The 19,596-nt window shown below is 36.1% G+C and carries 18 protein-coding genes and 1 riboswitch; of the genes, 14 read left to right on the plus strand and 4 right to left on the minus strand.

Annotated elements, in window-relative coordinates; genetic code table 11:
* Positions 1 to 7 precede the first annotated feature (7 nt).
* The 6 genes from FH036_RS17655 to FH036_RS17685 all read left to right on the plus strand — a co-directional run bounded on the left by FH036_RS17655 (position 8) and on the right by FH036_RS17685 (position 6,817).
* Positions 8 to 748 carry a WecB/TagA/CpsF family glycosyltransferase gene (locus tag FH036_RS17655; RefSeq protein ID WP_000290759.1) on the plus strand — a complete coding sequence of 247 codons (741 nt, stop codon included), beginning with the start codon at positions 8 to 10 and terminating at the stop codon, positions 746 to 748.
* Positions 749 to 1,040: 292 nt separating this feature from the next.
* Positions 1,041 to 2,240, plus strand: coding sequence for an MFS transporter (locus FH036_RS17665; protein ID WP_000521096.1), 1,200 nt, complete (start codon positions 1,041 to 1,043; stop codon positions 2,238 to 2,240).
* A 265-nt stretch (positions 2,241 to 2,505) separates the two neighbouring features.
* Positions 2,506 to 3,222: a LytR/AlgR family response regulator transcription factor gene (locus FH036_RS17670; RefSeq protein WP_000698252.1), complete on the plus strand. Its 717-nt coding sequence runs from the start codon at positions 2,506 to 2,508 to the stop codon at positions 3,220 to 3,222.
* A gap of 121 nt (positions 3,223 to 3,343) precedes the next feature.
* Entirely contained in the window at positions 3,344 to 5,419 is a 2,076-nt protein-coding gene (gene cstA, locus FH036_RS17675) for a carbon starvation protein CstA (protein WP_076869383.1), read from the plus strand.
* On the plus strand, positions 5,412 to 5,615 hold the full coding sequence (locus FH036_RS17680) for a YbdD/YjiX family protein (RefSeq protein ID WP_000919824.1): 204 nt from the start codon (positions 5,412 to 5,414) through the stop codon (positions 5,613 to 5,615). The genes cstA and FH036_RS17680 overlap by 8 nt, the downstream gene beginning before the upstream one ends.
* Before the next feature lie 146 nt (positions 5,616 to 5,761).
* Positions 5,762 to 6,817, plus strand: coding sequence for a GGDEF domain-containing protein (locus FH036_RS17685; protein ID WP_139896035.1), 1,056 nt, complete (start codon positions 5,762 to 5,764; stop codon positions 6,815 to 6,817).
* Between the two features lie 84 nt (positions 6,818 to 6,901).
* Here FH036_RS17685 and pdxK read toward each other — a convergent pair whose 3' ends face one another.
* A complete protein-coding gene (pdxK, locus tag FH036_RS17690) occupies positions 6,902 to 7,726 on the minus strand; it encodes a pyridoxine/pyridoxal/pyridoxamine kinase (RefSeq protein ID WP_000174249.1) in 825 nt (274 codons plus the stop codon).
* A 135-nt stretch (positions 7,727 to 7,861) separates the two neighbouring features.
* On the opposite strand from pdxK, the gene FH036_RS17695 reads away from it, so the two are divergent.
* From FH036_RS17695 to FH036_RS17705, 3 genes are all read left to right on the plus strand, one after another.
* Positions 7,862 to 9,433, plus strand: a complete 1,572-nt coding sequence (locus tag FH036_RS17695) for a GAF domain-containing sensor histidine kinase (protein WP_000485103.1) — start codon at positions 7,862 to 7,864, stop codon at positions 9,431 to 9,433.
* A 20-nt stretch (positions 9,434 to 9,453) separates the two neighbouring features.
* A complete protein-coding gene (locus tag FH036_RS17700; RefSeq protein ID WP_000695783.1) occupies positions 9,454 to 10,101 on the plus strand; it encodes a response regulator in 648 nt (215 codons plus the stop codon).
* 191 nt (positions 10,102 to 10,292) lie between these two features.
* Positions 10,293 to 10,919 carry an FMN-dependent NADH-azoreductase gene (locus tag FH036_RS17705; RefSeq protein ID WP_000170050.1) on the plus strand — a complete coding sequence of 209 codons (627 nt, stop codon included), beginning with the start codon at positions 10,293 to 10,295 and terminating at the stop codon, positions 10,917 to 10,919.
* 61 nt (positions 10,920 to 10,980) lie between these two features.
* Here the strand turns inward: FH036_RS17705 and FH036_RS17710 are convergent, their stop codons facing one another.
* Positions 10,981 to 11,652: a transcriptional regulator YeiL gene (locus tag FH036_RS17710; protein WP_138320650.1), complete on the minus strand. Its 672-nt coding sequence runs from the start codon at positions 11,650 to 11,652 to the stop codon at positions 10,981 to 10,983.
* Positions 11,653 to 11,758: 106 nt separating this feature from the next.
* On the opposite strand from FH036_RS17710, the gene FH036_RS17715 reads away from it, so the two are divergent.
* Positions 11,759 to 12,454: a YjjG family noncanonical pyrimidine nucleotidase gene (locus tag FH036_RS17715; RefSeq protein WP_070807249.1), complete on the plus strand. Its 696-nt coding sequence runs from the start codon at positions 11,759 to 11,761 to the stop codon at positions 12,452 to 12,454.
* A 40-nt stretch (positions 12,455 to 12,494) separates the two neighbouring features.
* Here the strand turns inward: FH036_RS17715 and FH036_RS17720 are convergent, their stop codons facing one another.
* Positions 12,495 to 13,727 carry a chloride channel protein gene (locus tag FH036_RS17720; protein ID WP_070807248.1) on the minus strand — a complete coding sequence of 411 codons (1,233 nt, stop codon included), beginning with the start codon at positions 13,725 to 13,727 and terminating at the stop codon, positions 12,495 to 12,497.
* Between the two features lie 315 nt (positions 13,728 to 14,042).
* Positions 14,043 to 14,147: riboswitch (SAM riboswitch) on the plus strand.
* Between the two features lie 92 nt (positions 14,148 to 14,239).
* Here FH036_RS17720 and FH036_RS17725 point away from each other — a divergent pair.
* The 3 genes from FH036_RS17725 (at position 14,240) to FH036_RS17735 (ending at position 17,864) form a co-directional block, all read left to right on the plus strand.
* On the plus strand, positions 14,240 to 15,538 hold the full coding sequence (locus tag FH036_RS17725; RefSeq protein ID WP_000504758.1) for a bifunctional O-acetylhomoserine aminocarboxypropyltransferase/cysteine synthase: 1,299 nt from the start codon (positions 14,240 to 14,242) through the stop codon (positions 15,536 to 15,538).
* Positions 15,522 to 16,427 carry a homoserine O-acetyltransferase MetA gene (metA, locus tag FH036_RS17730; RefSeq protein ID WP_001121522.1) on the plus strand — a complete coding sequence of 302 codons (906 nt, stop codon included), beginning with the start codon at positions 15,522 to 15,524 and terminating at the stop codon, positions 16,425 to 16,427. The genes FH036_RS17725 and metA overlap by 17 nt, the downstream gene beginning before the upstream one ends.
* Positions 16,428 to 16,568: 141 nt before the next feature.
* On the plus strand, positions 16,569 to 17,864 hold the full coding sequence (locus FH036_RS17735) for a homoserine dehydrogenase (RefSeq protein ID WP_000659112.1): 1,296 nt from the start codon (positions 16,569 to 16,571) through the stop codon (positions 17,862 to 17,864).
* Between the two features lie 23 nt (positions 17,865 to 17,887).
* On the opposite strand, the gene FH036_RS17740 is transcribed toward FH036_RS17735, so the two are convergent.
* Entirely contained in the window at positions 17,888 to 18,514 is a 627-nt protein-coding gene (locus tag FH036_RS17740; protein ID WP_044791891.1) for a YczE/YyaS/YitT family protein, read from the minus strand.
* A 97-nt stretch (positions 18,515 to 18,611) separates the two neighbouring features.
* On the opposite strand from FH036_RS17740, the gene FH036_RS17745 reads away from it, so the two are divergent.
* Positions 18,612 to 19,589 (plus strand): LacI family DNA-binding transcriptional regulator, encoded by a 978-nt coding sequence (locus FH036_RS17745; RefSeq protein WP_139896036.1) that lies wholly within the window; start codon positions 18,612 to 18,614, stop codon positions 19,587 to 19,589.
* Positions 19,590 to 19,596 lie beyond the last annotated feature (7 nt).

Genomic DNA, 19,596 nt, shown 5'->3' on the forward strand with positions numbered 1-19,596 from the left:
GTTAACTATGGCAGTACAAACAGTTGATATTCTAGGCGTTCCTTTTTCTACAATGACAATGGATGAAACGGTCCAATATTTAAAAGAACAACTAGAAGTGGAGCGAACACATACTTTTCAGGTAGTAACAGCAAATCCTGAAATTGTTATGTGTGCAAAAAAGGATGAAGCATTCCATCAAACATTATTAAATGCAGATTTAATTACACCTGATGGTATTGGAGTCGTAAAAGCAAGTGGTATGTTAGGTACACCTGTAAAGGAACGTGTAGCAGGTTTTGATTTAATGTGTAATTTACTTGCGGCGTTATCAGAAGACAATAAACCAGTATCAGTTTTCTTATTAGGTGCAAAACCGCATGTTGTACAAGCTGCAGCAGATCATTTAACGAAGACGTATTCAGCTGTATCTATTGTGGGTATACAAGATGGATATTTTAAACAAGAAGAAGAAGAGAATATTGTTTCTCGTATTCAAAAGGCAAAACCAGACTTATTGCTTGTTGCACTTGGTTTCCCGAGACAAGAGAACTTTATCCAAACGAATAAGCATCGTTTAGAAACGAAAATGGCCGTTGGAGTAGGCGGAAGTTTAGATGTATGGGCTGGAGAGGTAAAACGTGCACCAAAATGGATTCAAGCGATCCATTTAGAGTGGTTTTATAGATTGTGTAGCAATCCAACGCGTTGGCGTCGTCAGTTAGTATTAGCGGAATTTTTAAAAGAAGTCATGCGTTCAAAAAAGTAGCGTTCTATCGCTACTTTTTTATTTGTCCATTTTTAATAAAGTGCGTTTTTATTCATCTACTACCGATTGCGGACACTCACTAATCGGGCGTTTAATGGCCATGTTTTTTTATCTATCTCTTTTTGCTTCAGCTGAATTTTGAGGTGAGGGGTCTTACTGCCCTCAAATAGTCGGATAAGTATTTTACTTTTTGGGAATGATGAAGGAGAATTTTTTACACGAAAGTATTTTACTTATACAATTCACACATGTAAAATGATGTGTAAAGACAGCTGTGTAAGGAGGACTTCTTGTGGGCAAGGTGAAAGAAATTTCGAAGCGAAAGCTACTTGGTATAGCGGGGCTTGGATGGTTATTTGATGCAATGGATGTTGGAATGCTTTCATTTGTAATGGTAGCGCTGCAAAAAGATTGGGGATTAAGTACCCAAGAAATGGGCTGGATAGGCAGCATTAATTCAATTGGTATGGCGGTCGGGGCGCTCGTTTTTGGAATACTATCAGATAAAATAGGGCGGAAATCAGTCTTTATTATTACATTATTATTATTTTCTATCGGTAGTGGTTTAACGGCTTTAACGACGACACTTGCTATGTTCCTTGTTTTACGATTTTTAATTGGTATGGGGCTTGGTGGAGAACTTCCAGTTGCTTCTACATTAGTATCGGAGAGTGTTGAAGCACATGAACGTGGCAAAATAGTTGTGCTATTAGAAAGTTTTTGGGCAGGTGGATGGCTAATCGCAGCTCTTATCTCGTATTTTGTTATACCGAAATATGGTTGGGAAGTTGCGATGATATTGAGTGCGGTTCCGGCGCTATATGCTTTATATTTAAGATGGAATTTACCGGATTCTCCAAGATTCCAAAAGGTTGAAAAAAGGCCATCCGTTATCGAAAATATAAAGTCAGTTTGGTCTGGGGAATATCGTAAGGCAACAATTATGTTATGGATTTTATGGTTTTCTGTTGTCTTCTCCTATTATGGCATGTTCCTTTGGTTACCTAGTGTAATGGTATTAAAAGGATTTAGTTTAATAAAAAGTTTCCAATACGTACTTATTATGACGTTAGCTCAATTACCAGGTTATTTCACAGCTGCTTGGTTTATTGAACGTCTTGGTCGTAAGTTTGTTTTAGTTACGTATTTAATTGGTACAGCTTGCAGTGCTTACTTATTTGGAGTGGCAGAGTCATTAACGGTATTAATCGTAGCAGGCATGTTACTATCATTCTTTAATTTAGGTGCTTGGGGTGCATTATATGCTTATACACCTGAACAATACCCAACAGTTATTCGTGGTACAGGTGCAGGGATGGCGGCAGCATTCGGTCGTATTGGTGGTATTCTTGGACCGCTATTAGTAGGATATTTAGTTGCTTTACAGGCTTCACTATCACTAATATTTACGATTTTCTGTGGATCAATTTTAATAGGCGTATTTGCTGTAATTATACTTGGGCAAGAAACGAAACAACGAGAATTAGTATAAGGTAAAACTTTAATCGGTAAGTGATCTCAATTATTGGTCCGTACCAATTATGTTTTAGAGTAGTAAAACTAAGAGCCCATGTTTTCTCATTCAGTGGGTTTTACTGCCTACAAATAACGGAAAAAAGGGCAGGGGGAACCATGATGGTTCCCTTTTTTCTGTTTTTTTAGATAAATAATGGTATAGTAAGAAAAAGGGAATGTTCCTTATAAAAGCGAATGTATACAACAGGACATACGGACAAAAGAATTAGGTGGTTGAAGAAATGAAAATTTTACTGATCATGGAAGATGCAGAAGAGCGAAGAAGTTTAGTTGAAAAATTTACTGAAAATATAAGGAATGTAGAATGTTTTGAAGCAAATACAGGAACAGAATCATTATTTATGATGAAGAAGCATACACCAGATTTTGTTTTTTTAAATTCAAAATTACTAGATGGAACGGGTTTTGAATATGCGAGTTTATTACGGGAAGTAAATTGTTATACGAAATTTATTTTTATGGGTGAAGATATAGAAGAGTCCATTACAGCATTTCGTTTTCAAGCGGTTTATTATTTACTACGCCCATTTCGCGAGGAAGATTTGCAATTCCTTTTATATAGAATGGCTAAAGAGCAAGGTGAGAAAGCAAAGAGCTATTTGCGTAAACTACCGATAGAAGGTCAAGAGGGGATTCGGTATATTTTCCCTGAAGATATTGTATATGTAAGCAAAAATAAGGAAAACAAAACAGTTTCAATTTATACAACAAATAATCAGTATATTTCAACATATACACTCCAGGAGCTAGAAAATAAGCTAAATGCATATGATTTTTTACGTGTGCATAAAAGTTATTTAATTAATATGTCATATGTACAAGAGTTAAAGCCTTACTATAATGGCACATATAATCTGTATTTAGATAAATATGATGAGCAACCGATTCCAGTAAGTCGTAATTATGTGAAACGACTTCGAAATAAAATTGAATTATAGCAGATAATGCGAATTTTTTAACATGATAAACTAAAAATCCTTCATGATAGGGAGGATTCAAGTTAAATATTCAGAAAATTTAGTACAATCCCACTAAGAAATAGTATTGGGGGGATTGTATGTGAGAACATTGAAGTCGATTTTACTTTGGGGAGTTATTGCAGCAGTAGGAGCCGGGGCTTTTGGTGTAATAGCTTTATCACAAGGTGAAACTATTAATGCTGTATGGCTCTTAGTTGCTGCGGTATGTGTGTATGCAGTTGCTTATCGCTTTTATAGTAGATTTATAGCGAGAAAGGTATTCGGTTTAGATAATAATCGACAAACGCCAGCTCATACATTAAATGATGGAAAAGATTATGTTCCGACAAATAAATGGGTATTATTTGGGCATCATTTTGCAGCAATCGCTGGGGCTGGTCCTTTAGTAGGACCGATTTTGGCGGCACAAATGGGATATTTGCCAGGGACAATATGGATTATTGTAGGGGTAGTTGTCGCTGGAGCTGTGCAAGATTTTGTCATTTTATTTGCTTCGATGAGACGTAATGGTAAATCTCTCGGTGAAATGATTAAAGATGAGATTGGTCCTGTTACAGGACTTATTGCAATGATTGGTATTTTAGGCATTATGATTATTTTATTAGCAGTATTAGCATTAGTAGTAGTAAAGGCGCTTGTCGGAAGCCCTTGGGGAATGTTTACGATAGCAGCAACGATTCCTATTGCTATTTTAATGGGAGTATATATGCGCTACATTAGGCCTGGACGGGTTGGTGAAGGGTCAGTAATTGGAATTATCCTACTTATACTGTCTCTTATTGGAGGGCAGTATGTAGCGGAAAATCCAGCGCTTGCAAGCATGTTCACGTTTAGCGGAGAAACAATTGCTATAATGCTTATTGTATATGGATTTATCGCATCGGCATTACCAGTTTGGATGCTTTTAGCACCACGTGATTATTTAAGTACATTTTTAAAAGTCGGAACAATTGTAGGATTAGCAATCGGTATTTTAATTGTAGCACCAGATTTACAAATGCCAGCAGTTTCAAAATTTATTGATGGAACTGGTCCTGTGTTCTCTGGAAACTTATTCCCGTTCTTATTTATTACTATTGCTTGTGGTGCAGTGTCTGGATTCCATGCTCTTGTTTCATCAGGTACGACGCCGAAGATGATTGAGCAAGAGGGACACGCACAGCCAATCGGTTATGGAGCAATGTTAATGGAGTCGTTTGTAGCAGCCATGGCGATGATTGCAGCTTGTGTATTAACACCGGGAACGTATTTTGCAATTAATAGTCCTGCAGCACTTATCGGTACAGATGTCTCGCAGGCAGCTCAAGTTATTTCCTCATGGGGATTTGCTATTACACCAAATGAACTAAAAGATCTCGCTGTAAACGTTGGAGAGCAAACGATTTTATCACGTACAGGTGGTGCGCCAACGTTAGCGATAGGTATGGCATATATTTTCTCACAAGTAATAGGTGGAACGGCCATGATGGCATTTTGGTATCATTTTGCGATTCTCTTTGAAGCACTATTCATTTTAACAACAATTGATGCTGGAACGCGTGTCGGCCGATTTATGATTCAAGATATTTTAGGGCATGTATATAAGCCATTTGGGAAAACGGATTCTACATTAGCGAATGTAATAGCTACAACGTTATGTGTGTTAGGATGGGGTTATTTCTTATATCAAGGGGTAGTTGATCCGCTTGGTGGAATTAATACATTATGGCCACTTTTCGGTATTGCAAATCAAATGTTAGCAGGTATTGCATTATTACTTGGAACGACAATTTTATTCAAAATGGGAAAAAAGGCATATGTTTGGGTGACGCTTATTCCAACTGTCGGATTGCTTATTGTAACGATGACAGCGGGGTATCAAAAGCTATTTCATGAAAACCCAAAAATAGGATTTCTATCCCACGCAAAGGTGTTTCAAGGAGCGTTAGATGAAGGGAAAGTGTTAGCGCCAGCTAAAAATGTTGCCCAAATGAAGCAAATTATTTTCAATGATTATATTGATGCGGCACTTTGTGGAATTTTTATGATCGTTGTAATCGCTGTATTAATTTCTGCAATTCGAATTTGGATTCAAGTATTAAGAAATAAGCCGATGCCGCTAAAAGAGGCACCATATATCCCTAAAGATGAAAGTGAGTCGAGGAACTATGCTTAAAAGACTACGGCAAGTATGGGGACAAAGGAAACACTTTATTAGCTTACTTGTTGGGGTACCAAGCTATGAAACATATGTAGAGCATATGAAAAAGCATCATCCAGAAGAAGAAGTTGTATGTCAAAAACAATTTTTTGCAGAAGCGCAAGAAGCAAGATTTAATGCAAAGGGCGGAAAAATCTCGCGCTGTTGTTAGTGAAAAGGACGAATTTTCGTCCTTTTTATTTTTTTGCTGTTTCACGTGGAACAGCAAAAAATAAATAAAAAGCTTTGGGAATTATAGGTATTTCGTATACAATAAAATAAGGAAAGGGATAGATAGAAAAGTAGGGAGATTATTTTATGTTAAGGGACTTATTTGTAAACACAACCATTATTCTTTCCTTTATTTTTATTGGAGGTCAGCTTTTAAGAGATAAACCGTTAGAAGAAGGGTTCTCTTTTTGGCAGAAATGTGTAGTAGGTATTCTTACTGGAATATTAAGTGTACTGTTGATGTATTTTGGTGTACATATTGAAAATATTATGTTGGATCTACGTTATTTAGCAGTTATTTTGGCAATTATAATCGGAGGGCCGATAGCTAGTAGTATAACAGTTACGATTATTTTAATTACCCGATTATTTTTAACAGAGTACTCTTTAGCCTCTGAATTGGCTTGTTATACTATTGTATTGATAGGTATTGGGGTTACTTTCATTTGGCGGATGAAAGTTTCTATGTTTACAAGATGGACCTGGTTTAATGTATATAGTTTATTTATTTTAGCGGTGCCACTTTCTATGCTGTTTAAGGATATGTCTATAGTAGCATTATATTTAGTTTGTAGTAGTGTTGCAGCATATATCACATTTATAAGCGCGAATTATGTATTGCAATCCAATGAGTTATTTCAAAAGATGAAGCAATATGCAACGATAGATGCATTGACAGGGTTAGGAAACGTAAGGCAGTTTGATTTAGAAATGAATCATCATATTGGTAATAAGCGCATGAAAAATGATTCACTTTGTTTACTACTTATAGATATTGATCATTTTAAGTCTGTAAACGATACGTACGGGCATCCTGCAGGAGATGAAGTATTAAAACAAATAGGGCGTATTTTACGAGAAGTTTCAACGTTTCCAGATTTGGCTTTTCGAAAGGGTGGAGAGGAGTTCGCGCTTCTTATACCGCAGAAGGGATTAGCTTACGGAATGCGTATGGGGGAAAAAGTTCGCGCAGCTGTTGAAAAACATTCATTCCAATTGTTAGATGGAACAAAAATAAAAATTACAGTTTCAGTAGGGATTTCAGTATATGAACAATCACCAGAGCAATTTATTCAAGCTGCTGATGATGCATTATATTACTCCAAAAGAAATGGTAGAAATCAGGTTAGTTCTGCATCTTAAAGATAAGATGACCAGAAGAGCTTATAAATAAAAACACCCACAGGGAGGGAAAATACACACTCTGTGGGTGTTTTTATTTATAGGTTAGACAAGCTCTTTTGATACAACGAATTTACGATATGCACCGTGATGTGTTGGGCCTACGTATTCGTTGATCTTGAATGAATAACGGATAGCAGCTGTGATAAATTCTTTAGCAGTTTTTACTGCTTCTTTCACAGGTTTTCCTTTTGCAAGTTCTGCTGTAATTGCAGCAGAATATGTGCAACCTGCGCCGTGTGTATTTGTCGTATCAATTTTTTCTGATTCTAGAATGTCGAATGTCTCTCCATCATATAGGACGTCGATTGCAGTTTCGGTACCAAGCTTGCTACCGCCTTTAATTAGGACGTATTTCGCACCTAAAGCGTGGATCTTTTTCGCTGCTTCTTTCATGTCTTCAAGAGAATTAATCTTTACGCCACTTAATTGGTAAGCTTCAAATAAGTTTGGTGTTACAACTAATGCCTTTGGAACAAGAACGTCACGTAAGCAATCATTCGTTTCAGGGTGTAATGCTTCATCAGCACCTTTACATACCATAACAGGGTCAACTACTACATTTTTGAAATTATGTTTTTCGATTGTTTCTGCAACCATTTCAATAATTTCTACCGATCCAAGCATACCTGTTTTTAAAGCATCTACGCCAACGCCCTCAATTGTCGTTTCTAATTGTGGTTTTAATGTAGAAGCTGGGATTGGGAATACGTTATGGGCCCAACCGTTATGTGGATCCATCGTTACGATTGTCGTAAGTGATGTCATTCCGTATACACCAAGTTCTTGGAATGTTTTTAAATCTGCTTGTATACCAGCACCGCCACTTGTGTCAGAACCAGCTATAGTAAGTGCTTTATTTAATGTCATTATGAAAAGCCCCCTCAGGTGATATAATGAAAACTATGTTTTCACCATTATATCAATGTTATGAATAAGTACAAAGTGAAAAGTAGATGATTTATGTTAGGAACTATGTAAAATCTTGTATGTAGGAGACGAATTATGTTTCAAGAGAATCGTACAAATGAATTAGTTATATTAAAAGAAATTGCAGAAACGCTAAATACATCAAATGATACATACCATGTATTGCAAGCAGTGCTAGAAAAATTACTTAGTGTAACAGGTTTAACGACAGGATGGATATTTCTTGCTGATGAAAATGGTAGATATACAAAATTAATTGATTATCAATTACCAGAGGCACTTACATATGAAAACAAACGCCCGATGTGTGAAGGGGAATGTTGGTGTTTACGTGGCTTTGTGGAAGGAAAACTAGAGCGAGCTGTTAATATTATTGAATGTAAAAGAATTAATAATGCAATTGAATATAATTGGGGAGATACAGAAGGAATTCTTCATCATGCTACTGTTCCTTTAAAGGCTGGGGGAGAGAAATTTGGTTTGTTAAATGTGGCAAGCCCAGGTAAAACACATTTTTCAGAAGAAGAATTAGTATTGCTTCAATCAGTTGCCTTCCAAATTGGAACGGCTTTAAAACGAGCAAAGTTATATGAAAATGAAAAGCGAAGAGCGCATTATTATGTGAAATTAGAACGATTTATTCAAGTTTTAAGAACGATTCATCAATTTAATATATTACCTGAAAAAGTTGTAGATCAATTAGGTGAAGTGTTTCAGTGGAATCAAGTCGCGTTCTTTATTAGGGAAGAGAAAGAATTATCCTTGCGGGCATCTTATTGCCAGGAAGAATGGCAGGAGGATATAAAAGAAGCAGCGAAAGAAGCGTTAGAAAAAGGTGAACCTATTTTATTAAACGATCAAATCAGTCATAAGATTGCCTCTAATAGGACGGTTATCGCCACCCCAATACAGATTCAAACTCACATATTTGGTGTTTTATGTGTTAGTTCAAATAATGGTGAATTTGATGTAAATACGTTAGATGTACTTCAAGCAATAACAAATCATATTTCTTTCGTGATAGAAAATTTAAGGTTAAATGAGCAACGACGTGAACTCGTACGAATGGAAGAAAGAAATCGATTAGCAAGGGACTTACATGACTCTGTTTCACAAAAGTTATTTTCGTTAACCTTTATGACCAAAGGCGCTGAGGCGGTTTTAAAAGGTCAAAACGAAAAAGTGGATCGATCTTTGCATGACATGCGTGAACTAGCACAAGGAGCTTTAAAAGAAATGAGGACGTTAATTTGGCAATTACGTCCAGCGGGTTTGGAGAAAGGATTATTACCAGCTTTAAAGCAATATGGTGAAAGTTTGGGATTGAAAATTCGAGAACAAGTTACAGGTGTCCGTGATTTGCCACGCGTAGTAGAGGAAGCGCTATGGAGAATTGGACAAGAAGCTTTAAATAATGTAAGTAAGCATGCAAATGTTAGAGAAGCGACGATTTATTTCAAAGTGACGGAGAAGAATGTATCATTAGAAATAGTCGATCAAGGAACCGGCTTCGTAGAAAAGGATATAAAAGAGAAGAAATCACTTGGCATGACTACGATGCGAGAAAGAGTAGAATTAGTCGGTGGAACAATTAAAATTGTAAGTGATAAGAAAAGGACAAGTGTAAAAGTAAACGTACCATTATGATGTGAAAATGAGGGAAGTTTGTGAAAATAAAAGTATTGTTAGTTGATGATCATACAGTCGTTTTAAAAGGATTAGCATTTTTCTTAAGTACACAGGAAGATATAGAGTTAGTTGGAGAAGCAAGTAATGGGAAAGAGGCACTAATGAAAGTAGGGGAGACGAATCCTGATGTTGTACTAATGGATTTATATATGCCCGAAATGGATGGTGTTGAGGCGACAGCGTGTATTAAAAAAGAATATCCGGATGTGAAAGTAATTGTATTAACTAGCTTTTCTGATCAGGCGCATGTGTTACCAGCATTAAGGGCTGGAGCAAGCGGGTATATTTTAAAAGATGTAGAACCGGATCAGCTTGTTGAGGCTATTCGAAGTGCATATAAAGGTAATATTCAATTACATCCTGATATAGCAAATGCTCTTCTCTCTCAAACATTACCTGTAGAAGAAAAGGAAGAAGAGCCTTCTATTCAAGTGGATGTGTTAACAGCGAGAGAAAATGAAGTATTGCAGCTATTAGCGAAAGGGATGAGTAATAAAGAAATCGCTTCTGTTTTAGTTATTACAGAAAAAACAGTAAAAGCTCATGTAAGTAGTATTTTGAGTAAGTTGCATTTATCTGATCGCACGCAAGCGGCATTATATGCAGTAAAAAATGGAATTGTATAAGACGAAAGTCGTAAGACCTAGTTCGCCTTTAGAAGGTGGACTTTTTTTATGGAAAAATACGTCTATGTGAGGACGAAATTGTCTTGATATAAAGATAAAATATGTTTGTAAGCAACAAAACAACAATTACAAGGGATACCTTTTTTGAAAGCATATAACAACAGAAGAGTTAGTACTAGGAGGAAAACATAATGACAAAAGTTTTATTCGTAAAAGCAAACAACCGTCCAGCGGAACAAGCAGTTAGTGTAAAATTATATGAAGCGTTTTTAGCAAGTTACAAAGAAGCGCATCCAAACGATACAGTAGTAGAACTTGATTTATATAAAGAAGAATTACCATATGTAGGCGTAGATATGATTAATGGTACATTCAAAGCTGGTAAAGGGTTTGATTTAACTGAAGAGGAAGCAAAAGCAGTAGCAGTTGCTGATAAGTATTTAAATCAATTCCTAGAAGCTGATAAAGTCGTTTTCGGTTTCCCATTATGGAACTTAACGATTCCAGCTGTACTACACACATATATTGATTATTTAAACCGTGCTGGTAAAACATTTAAATATACGCCAGAAGGTCCAGTTGGTCTAATTGGAGATAAGAAGATTGCATTATTAAACGCGCGCGGCGGTGTATATTCTGAAGGTCCAGCAGCAGAAGTAGAAATGGCTGTTAAATATGTAGCAAGCATGATGGGCTTCTTCGGCGCAACAAACATGGAAACAGTAGTTATTGAAGGACATAACCAATTCCCAGATAAAGCAGAAGAAATCATTACAGCTGGTCTTGAAGAAGCAGCTAAAGTAGCAAGTAAATTTTAATTGAAAATAGAATCGTCACTCAAAAAAGTAGCATTAACAGATAAACGTTAATGCTACTTTTTTATATTTTAAGTTCGTCAGCTAGTTTTTCTAACTGAATTCGATCTTGTATGTAATAGGTTCTTCCATCTTTCTTTAAGTAATTTTGTTGGCAAAATTGGTTTAATACATATAAAAGGTGACGGTAGCTAACATTTAAGTATTCCGAAACCTCAGTATGTTTTTCTATATAACTGTTATTTTGTTCTGTTAATAGAATAAACGCCGCTAATCGATTTTCGAACGGATAACTATTATTTTTAGCATAACTTTCTGTTCGGGTAATGGTTTTCTCACCGATAAATTTGCATAGTTTCTGTAGAAAGGTAGCATCTTGTAACAAAAGATGCTGACAATCTTTAAGAGGAAGCGCTAAGCATATACACTCTTCAATTACTTCCACCGTTTTCGTAACAGATTCTACGCCAATTAATCCTAATTCCCCAATGAACGAAGGTGCCTGAATAAAGTTAATCAAGGAGACCTTTCCGTTTTTGTGACTCATATATATTTTTGCTTTCCCAGAAATTAAGTAATAAAGATAAGGAACATCGACCCCTTCATTACATATCTTTTCTCTCTTCTGAAAGGAATGTAGTTCAGCATACGGTAAGATATCAAAAGAAAAAAGAGTATGGAATTTGTAAGTTTGTATGTAATGAGAGATTTCTTCGCTATTTCTGCTGACTTTCATGTTTTCACCTCATATTTAGTATGAGATATCTCCTATTATTTTTACAAGAAAGAATGATACGATTTACGTAAATTTGTTTTTGTAGAAAAGAGAGTGTGAAGGGCTTATGAAAAAATATAAAACATTATTATTCGATGTAGATGATACATTGTTGGATTTTCAAAAGGCAGAAAAATCGGCATTACGTATGCTTTTTGAAGAGAAAGGGATGTCTCTAACTAGCGAGATTGAAGCGCAATATAAAAAAATTAATAAAAGTCTTTGGACTGCTTTTGAAGAAGGTGAAATAAATCGTGATGAAGTTGTAAATACACGATTTTCAATTTTGTTTAAAGAATACGGGGAAGAAGTAGATGGGATATTATTCGAAAATAATTATCGCAGTTACTTAGAAGAAGGAAATCAGCTCATGGAAGGTGCTTTACAATTTATAAATCAAATTCAAAGTGAGTACGATTTATATATAGTGACAAACGGTATTTCTAAGACGCAAGATAAACGATTACGTAATGCAGGGTTACATGCCTTGTTTCAAGATATTTTCGTTTCTGAAGATACAGGTTATCAAAAGCCGATGAAAGAGTATTTTGATTATGTTTTTGAAAGGATTCCTAATTTTGCTCCTGAAGAAGGGCTCATTATTGGGGATTCGTTAAGCGCTGATATGAAAGGTGGATATGTAGCGGGAATTGATACTTGTTGGTTTAATCCAGAAAAAAAATCCAATCATAGCGAGATTGTGCCAACGTATGAAGTGCAAAATTTTGAGGAATTACACGCACTATTGAAGCAACATGTGTAATAAAAATAGGCAGTGGAACTTTTGTCCCTACTGCCTATTTTTATTCGTTTGTAGCTTCGTTGTTTTTAGGAAGTGGAAATGCATTACCAATCGCTGCCGCTCCAAGCATCGGTAATAGTAAATTGAGCGGGAAAAACATGAGTAATAGTAATGTTATAGCAATTGGTTTTCTTAATGCATAGCTTGAAATTGCTGTCGTTACGATGGCTACCGAAGCGATTGGATCTATCGGGATAATGGAAGCTATAGCATATCCGATACTAGATCCAGCAAATATGATTGGGAAAATATGTCCGCCGCGCCAACCTGTATTTAAACAAACGGCAGTAATGCATAATTTTAAAACTCCTGAAAGAAGTAATACCCAGAAGGATAAGTGGTTCCATTCAACAACTAAATCTTTTAATTGGTGTTCTCCTGAAAATAACGTGTACGGGAGAAAAGTTCCTGTAATTCCTAATAAAATACCACCGATAATACCAAGTGATAGTTTGTATTCTTTTAAGGGATGGAGTAATTTCTCTAATGTGAATTCTAATTTGAAATAAAAGAATCCAACTATAGCGCCAATACTAGCAAGTGGGAGAAAGGCAATCCATTCGTTAAGAGAAAGAGAACCTTCTCCGAAATCAACGATAAAGGATCCGCGATTATCGAATTTACTAAGTAATAAATAAATGGAAAAACCAGCGAAAGTAGTAGCTAAATATACAATTGCTTTTTTTCCTTTAGAAAATTCGTTAATTTGGTCACCCTCATTTTCATTTGGAGCTAAATAACCGAATAATGGCGCGTTAAAAATTACGCTTAAAGTAGCACCAATTCCAACCTCTGTTAGTTCATTCATCCCCTTTAATGCGAATGTAAAACGATCCCCTACCCATGTACAAAGTCCACCGATAATGCCAACAAGTGCTGCCTCGGGACCTAAACTGGCTCCAAAGATTAAAACGATAATCGCAGTTAAAGTAGCTTTATGTACAAAGCGGTATTCAATTCTACCTGTTTTTTTATATTCACCCATCACTTCTGGCATAAGACGTGGATATGTACCGAAATACTTTTGAGTTAAACCAACGAGAATACCACCGATAGTTGTGACGCAAATAGTGTAGTAAGGGGGAGAAGCGAAAATAGTAGGTAAGTATTCCCAAATAAAGTGAATGCCGATATTTATTGTAACTAAAAATAACCAGACTGTTGCTCCTACTATAGAGCCTAAAAGAATGCCGTATAGGACGAGTATATAGTGCATGTCCTTTATGTTTGTCATGTTATACCTCCGTTAATGTAAGTTGTAATGTCGAAAGGATTAAATATGCTACTGTGAAATGAATATGTATAGTATCTTTTTGAGAGGTTGGCTTATTCAATATATTGGGGTCTCGTGAGAATTTGAAATGTATACAGTTAAACCACTTACTTAATTCTATATAGTAATCGTAGGTTTTAAAAGGTCTTTTTCAAATGGATATGGAATATATTTCTTTTGTTATGCATGTCAAATTCTTTGTATTTAATTTAGAACATTCAGAAAAACTAATTGACATTAGGAAATTATTGCTATAAAATCAACGGTAATTGCATAGTCTTATCAAGAAAAGGTGGAGGGACAGGCCCGATGAAACCTTGGCAACAGCCGTATAACGGAATTGTGCCAAATCCTGCAGGTAATAATCCTGAAAGATAAGAAAGAGCCTTTAGAGCGTGTTTTCAAACTGCTCCTTTCTTGTTTTCAGGAAAGGGGCAGTTTTTTATTTTGTATAAAAGAAAGGAGAATGAGAAATGGGAGAATCATGGGGGAAAGGAACGATTTGTGTGCAAGGTGGCTATACGCCAAAGAATGGAGAACCGCGTGTTTTACCGCTTTATCAAAGTACAACGTATAAATACGATACTTCGGATGATTTAGCAGCGTTATTTAATTTAGAGGCAGAAGGATATATATATACGCGTATTGGTAATCCTACTTTAGCTGCATTTGAGCAAAAGCTGGCGGATTTAGAAGGCGGTGTAGGAGCTGTTGCAACGGCCTCTGGGCAGGCTGCTATTATGCTTGCTGTTTTAAATATTTGTAGTAGCGGAGACCACTTGCTTTGTTCTTCCACAGTTTATGGCGGGACGTTTAATTTATTTGGAGTGAGTTTGCGTAAACTTGGTATCGATGTTACATTCTTTAATCCGAATTTAACTGCTGATGAAATTGTGGCCCTTGCTAATGATAAGACGAAACTCGTTTATGCAGAATCGCTAGGAAATCCGGCGATGAACGTTTTAAATTTCAAAGAACTTTCAGATGCAGCGAAAGAGTTGGAAGTACCTTTTATCGTGGATAATACATTAGCAACTCCTTATTTATGCCAAGCATTTGAACATGGAGCAAATATTATCGTTCATTCTACGACGAAATATATTGATGGTCATGCAAGTTCGTTAGGTGGCATTGTAATTGACGGAGGGAACTTCGATTGGACAAACGGTAAATATCCTGAACTAGTTGAACCGGATCCAAGTTATCACGGCGTAAGTTACGTTCAAAATTTTGGTGCAGCAGCTTATATTGTGAAGGCACGTGTTCAATTATTAAGGGACTACGGAAACTGTATGAGCCCATTTAATGCGTATATTAGCAATATCGGCTTAGAAACATTGCATTTACGAATGGAGCGTCATAGTGAAAATGCTCTTGCAGTTGCTAAGTGGCTTGCTAACCACGATCGTATTGAATGGGTGAATTATCCGGGATTAGATAGTAATGAAAATTATTCGTTAGCACAAAAGTATTTGAAGAAAGGTGCTAGTGGTGTTTTAACATTCGGCATTAAGGGAGGATTAGAAGCAGCGAAAGAATTTATCGCAAATGTAAAACTAGCAACTCTCGTAACACATGTAGCTGATGCGCGAACTTGCGTTATACATCCCGCTAGTACAACGCATAGACAATTAAGTGCTGAAGATCAGCGCTTAGCTGGCGTCACATCAGATTTAATTCGTTTATCGGTTGGTATAGAAGATGTTTCGGATATTATTGCCGATTTAGAAGCAGCGTTAGTCGGAGGCAAACAACATGCCGATCATAATTGATAAAGATTTGCCAGCTCGCAAAGTGTTGCAGGAGGAAAATATTTTTGTAATGACAAAAGAGCGAGCAGAAACACAAGATATCCGGGCATTGAAAATTGCTATATTAAATTTAATGCCTACAAAGCAAGAAACAGAAGCGCAATTACTTCGTTTAATTGGAAATACACCGTTGCAATTAGATGTTCATTTACTTCATATGGAATCGCATTTGTCTCGTAATGTTGCACAGGAACATTTAACGAGTTTCTATAAAACATTCCGTGATATTGAGAATGAGAAATTTGATGGACTCATTATTACAGGAGCACCAGTTGAAACCCTTTCTTTTGAAGAGGTAGATTATTGGGAAGAGCTTAAACGTATTATGGAGTATTCAAAAACGAATGTAACATCTACGCTTCATATTTGCTGGGGGGCACAGGCTGGTTTGTATCATCATTATGGCGTTCAAAAGTATCCTCTTAAGGAAAAAATGTTTGGTGTATTTGAACATGAAGTTCGTGAGCAACATGTGAAATTGTTACAAGGGTTTGATGAGTTATTTTTTGCCCCGCATTCTCGTCATACGGAAGTACGAGAGAGTGACATTAGAGAAGTGAAGGAGTTAACGTTATTAGCCAACTCTGAGGAAGCGGGCGTTCATCTTGTTATTGGGCAGGAAGGAAGACAAGTGTTTGCGCTCGGTCATAGTGAATATAGTTGTGATACGTTAAAGCAAGAATACGAACGAGATCGTGACAAAGGGTTAAATATTGATGTGCCGAAAAACTATTTTAAGCATGATAATCCAAATGAGAAGCCGCTTGTAAGGTGGAGAAGCCATGGAAATCTATTATTCTCTAATTGGCTAAATTATTACGTGTATCAAGAAACCCCTTATGTATTATAAAAAAAGATTGTGTCGCACGTGGCAACGTTTTCTTTGTAAAGATTAACTTTTATTTTTCCGAATGTTCTAAAAACATTGTTTTTCAGATTTTTTGCTCATATAATTTCATCTAAACACAATTTTTGAGGGGTGGACAGTATTATGAAAGAAATTCAAGTTGGCTTATTAGGTCTTGGGACAGTTGGTAGCGGTGTAGTTCGTATCATTACAGATCACCAAGAGCGACTTATACACCAAGTAGGTTGTCCTGTAAAAGTAACGAAAGTGCTAGTACAAAATATTGAAAAAGAGAGAGAAGTAGAGGTACCTTCTACTCTATTAACGCAAAATGCAAATGAAATTTTAGACAATCCAAACATCGACGTTGTCATCGAAGTAATGGGTGGCATTGATGATGCAAAAGCATATATTTTGCAAGCTTTACAAAGCGGGAAGCATGTTGTGACTGCTAATAAAGATTTAATGGCGTTACATGGAGCGGAACTATTAGCGGTAGCAAAAGATAATAAAGCAGATTTGTTTTATGAAGCAAGTGTAGCCGGAGGGATTCCGATTTTACGAAGTATTGTAGAGGGACTTTCTTCAGATCTTATTACGAAAGTAATGGGAATTGTAAATGGAACGACAAATTTTATTTTGACGAAAATGTCAGATGAAGGGAGAGCATATAACGACGTGTTAAAAGAAGCCCAGCAACTTGGATTTGCAGAAGCGGATCCAACATCAGATGTAGAAGGTTTAGATGCAGCAAGAAAAATGACAATTTTGGCTACCCTTGGTTTCTCTACAAATGTAGAGCTTGGAGATGTCAAGGTAAAAGGGATTACTTCTATTACAGAGGAAGATATCGAATACAGTAAGAGTTTAGGTTACACGATTAAACTAATCGGTCTTGCGAAGCGAGATGGTGAAAAATTAGAGGTTACAGTTGAACCGACTTTACTTCCAAATACACATCCTCTTGCGGCCGTGCAAAATGAATATAACGCTGTATATGTGTATGGTGAAGCAGTTGGAGAAACGATGTTTTATGGACCAGGTGCAGGAAGTTTACCGACAGCAACCGCTGTTGTTTCTGATTTAGTAGCTGTAATGCAAAATATTAGATTAGGGGTAACAGGAAATAGTGCTGTAGTCCCGCAATATCAAAAAGTATTAAAAGAGCCAGACGAAATTGTTGTGAAGAAATTTTTAAGACTTCATGTGAAAGATGAAATTGGTGTATTTGCAAAAATTACTTCGTTATTCTCTGAGCGTGGTGTTAGCTTTGAAAAAATTATTCAAATGCCACTTGAAGAGAAAGGAAAAGCTGAAATTGTAATTGTAACGCATCGTGCTTCTCTTGCTGATTATGATTATATTCTACATACGTTGCAAGGTTATGAAGAAATAGATTGTTTGAAAGCAAACTATCGAATTGAAGGGGATGCAAAGTAGTATCTCCACTAATAAAAAACCTATTAAGCGGCTTGCTTAATAGGTTTTTTTCTATTTAAAATGTGCGTACCAACTTGAATAAATGCTTGTATAATCCAGCCTGTTGTAAAGGATAAAATGATTGTCCCAAAATAGATAGGTCCATCTAATAAGAAGCTTAATGTTAAAAATAAGAATGCTAACGAAATTTCCGTTCTTCTAAATGTCCATTTCTTTTTCTCAGCAACTGTTAAAACGAAGGCTTCTTGAGGTGCTGCGCAAAGATTTGTAGAGACGTAAAGACCAATTCCAGCTCCAACGAATAGATTTCCGCAAATAAGTGTTATATATTTTGGAAGAGAACGGATAGCGTCCATAATAGTTGTAATGGAACCGATCCAATCAACAAAAAGAGAAATAAGAACCATTGTTACAATTGTACCGATCGTAATTTGTTTTTTATTCCAAAAGAGTACGATAAGGGTAAAAGCAAAGTTAATCATGAAAATCCAAAAACCGATACTTATCCCAAAGTTTTGATATAGTGCAATAAAGAAGGAATCATAAGGACTAAGTCCAAAGGAAGTAATTGTCGTCATCATATTAATGCCGATGGCGAGAATAAGTAGACCGCTAATGAAAAATATATGTTCTAATTTGAGGCGAACCATAGTTGTATATCCTTTCAAAATGTATTTGCTAGGAAAGGATATATTGTGGAAAGCTTACCAGGTCAAGGGAGAATTTTTGTGAGAAGGGGAAAATGAGATGACGAATATAAGAAAGATTGCGGAACTCGCTGGAGTATCTATTTCAACTGTTTCACGTGTACTAAATAATCATCCATATGTGAATGAACAGAAGCGAAAAGAAATTTTAGCGATTATAGAAGAGTTAAATTATACGCAAAATGTGAATGCAATTCATTTAGTGAAAGGAAAAACGAATGTAATTGGCGTTTTATTACCACACGTAAATGATCAATATTATAGCGCTATTATTGAAGGAATATCAAAGGAAACAGCAAAGAATAATTATAATATGATGCTTTGTCAGACGAATTATAGCGAGGAAAGAGAATTAGAAATTTTGAATATGTTAAAAATGAAAAAGCTTGATGGGGTTATTATATGTTCCCGAACAAATAGTAAGGAAAAGCTTGAAGAATATACGAAATTTGGTCCAATTATTATGTGTGAGGAAATAGATTCAAACTACATTTCAAGTGTACATGTTGATTACTATAAAGTGTTTTCACAAGGGATGAAAAGCTTAATAGATGCCGGTCATACAAGTATTGGGTATTGCATTGGAAGAAGTAATAGCATTAATAGCCAGAGAAGAAAACAAGCATATGAGGATGCGCTTCAAACAATTGCTGTAACACCAATAGAGGACTGGAAGTTTAAAGGCTGTTTTACGGTGGAAGATGGGCGTAATGTAATTAGGGAATGGGCCTGTATGTCAGTAAAGCCAACTGCGTTTCTTGTATCTTGTAACCATATTGCAGCGGGAATGGTAACGGAGGCGAAAAAACAAAGAATTCGTATTCCAGAAGATGTTACGATTATCAGTTGTGATGATCAAGATGTAGCAGACATTTTAGGTATTACGACGATTTCATATTCTAGTAAAAATGTTGGCGTGAAGGCATTTGAATTATTATATGAAAAGATTAATGATGAGCAAATAGATGTAAAGCACGTAGAGTTATTGCCAGAATTCGTACAAAGGGAAACAACATAATAGATAA

This window comes from Bacillus sp. CD3-5, assembly GCF_006349665.1.
Taxonomy (GTDB): Bacteria; Bacillota; Bacilli; order Bacillales; family Bacillaceae_G; genus Bacillus_A; species Bacillus_A paranthracis.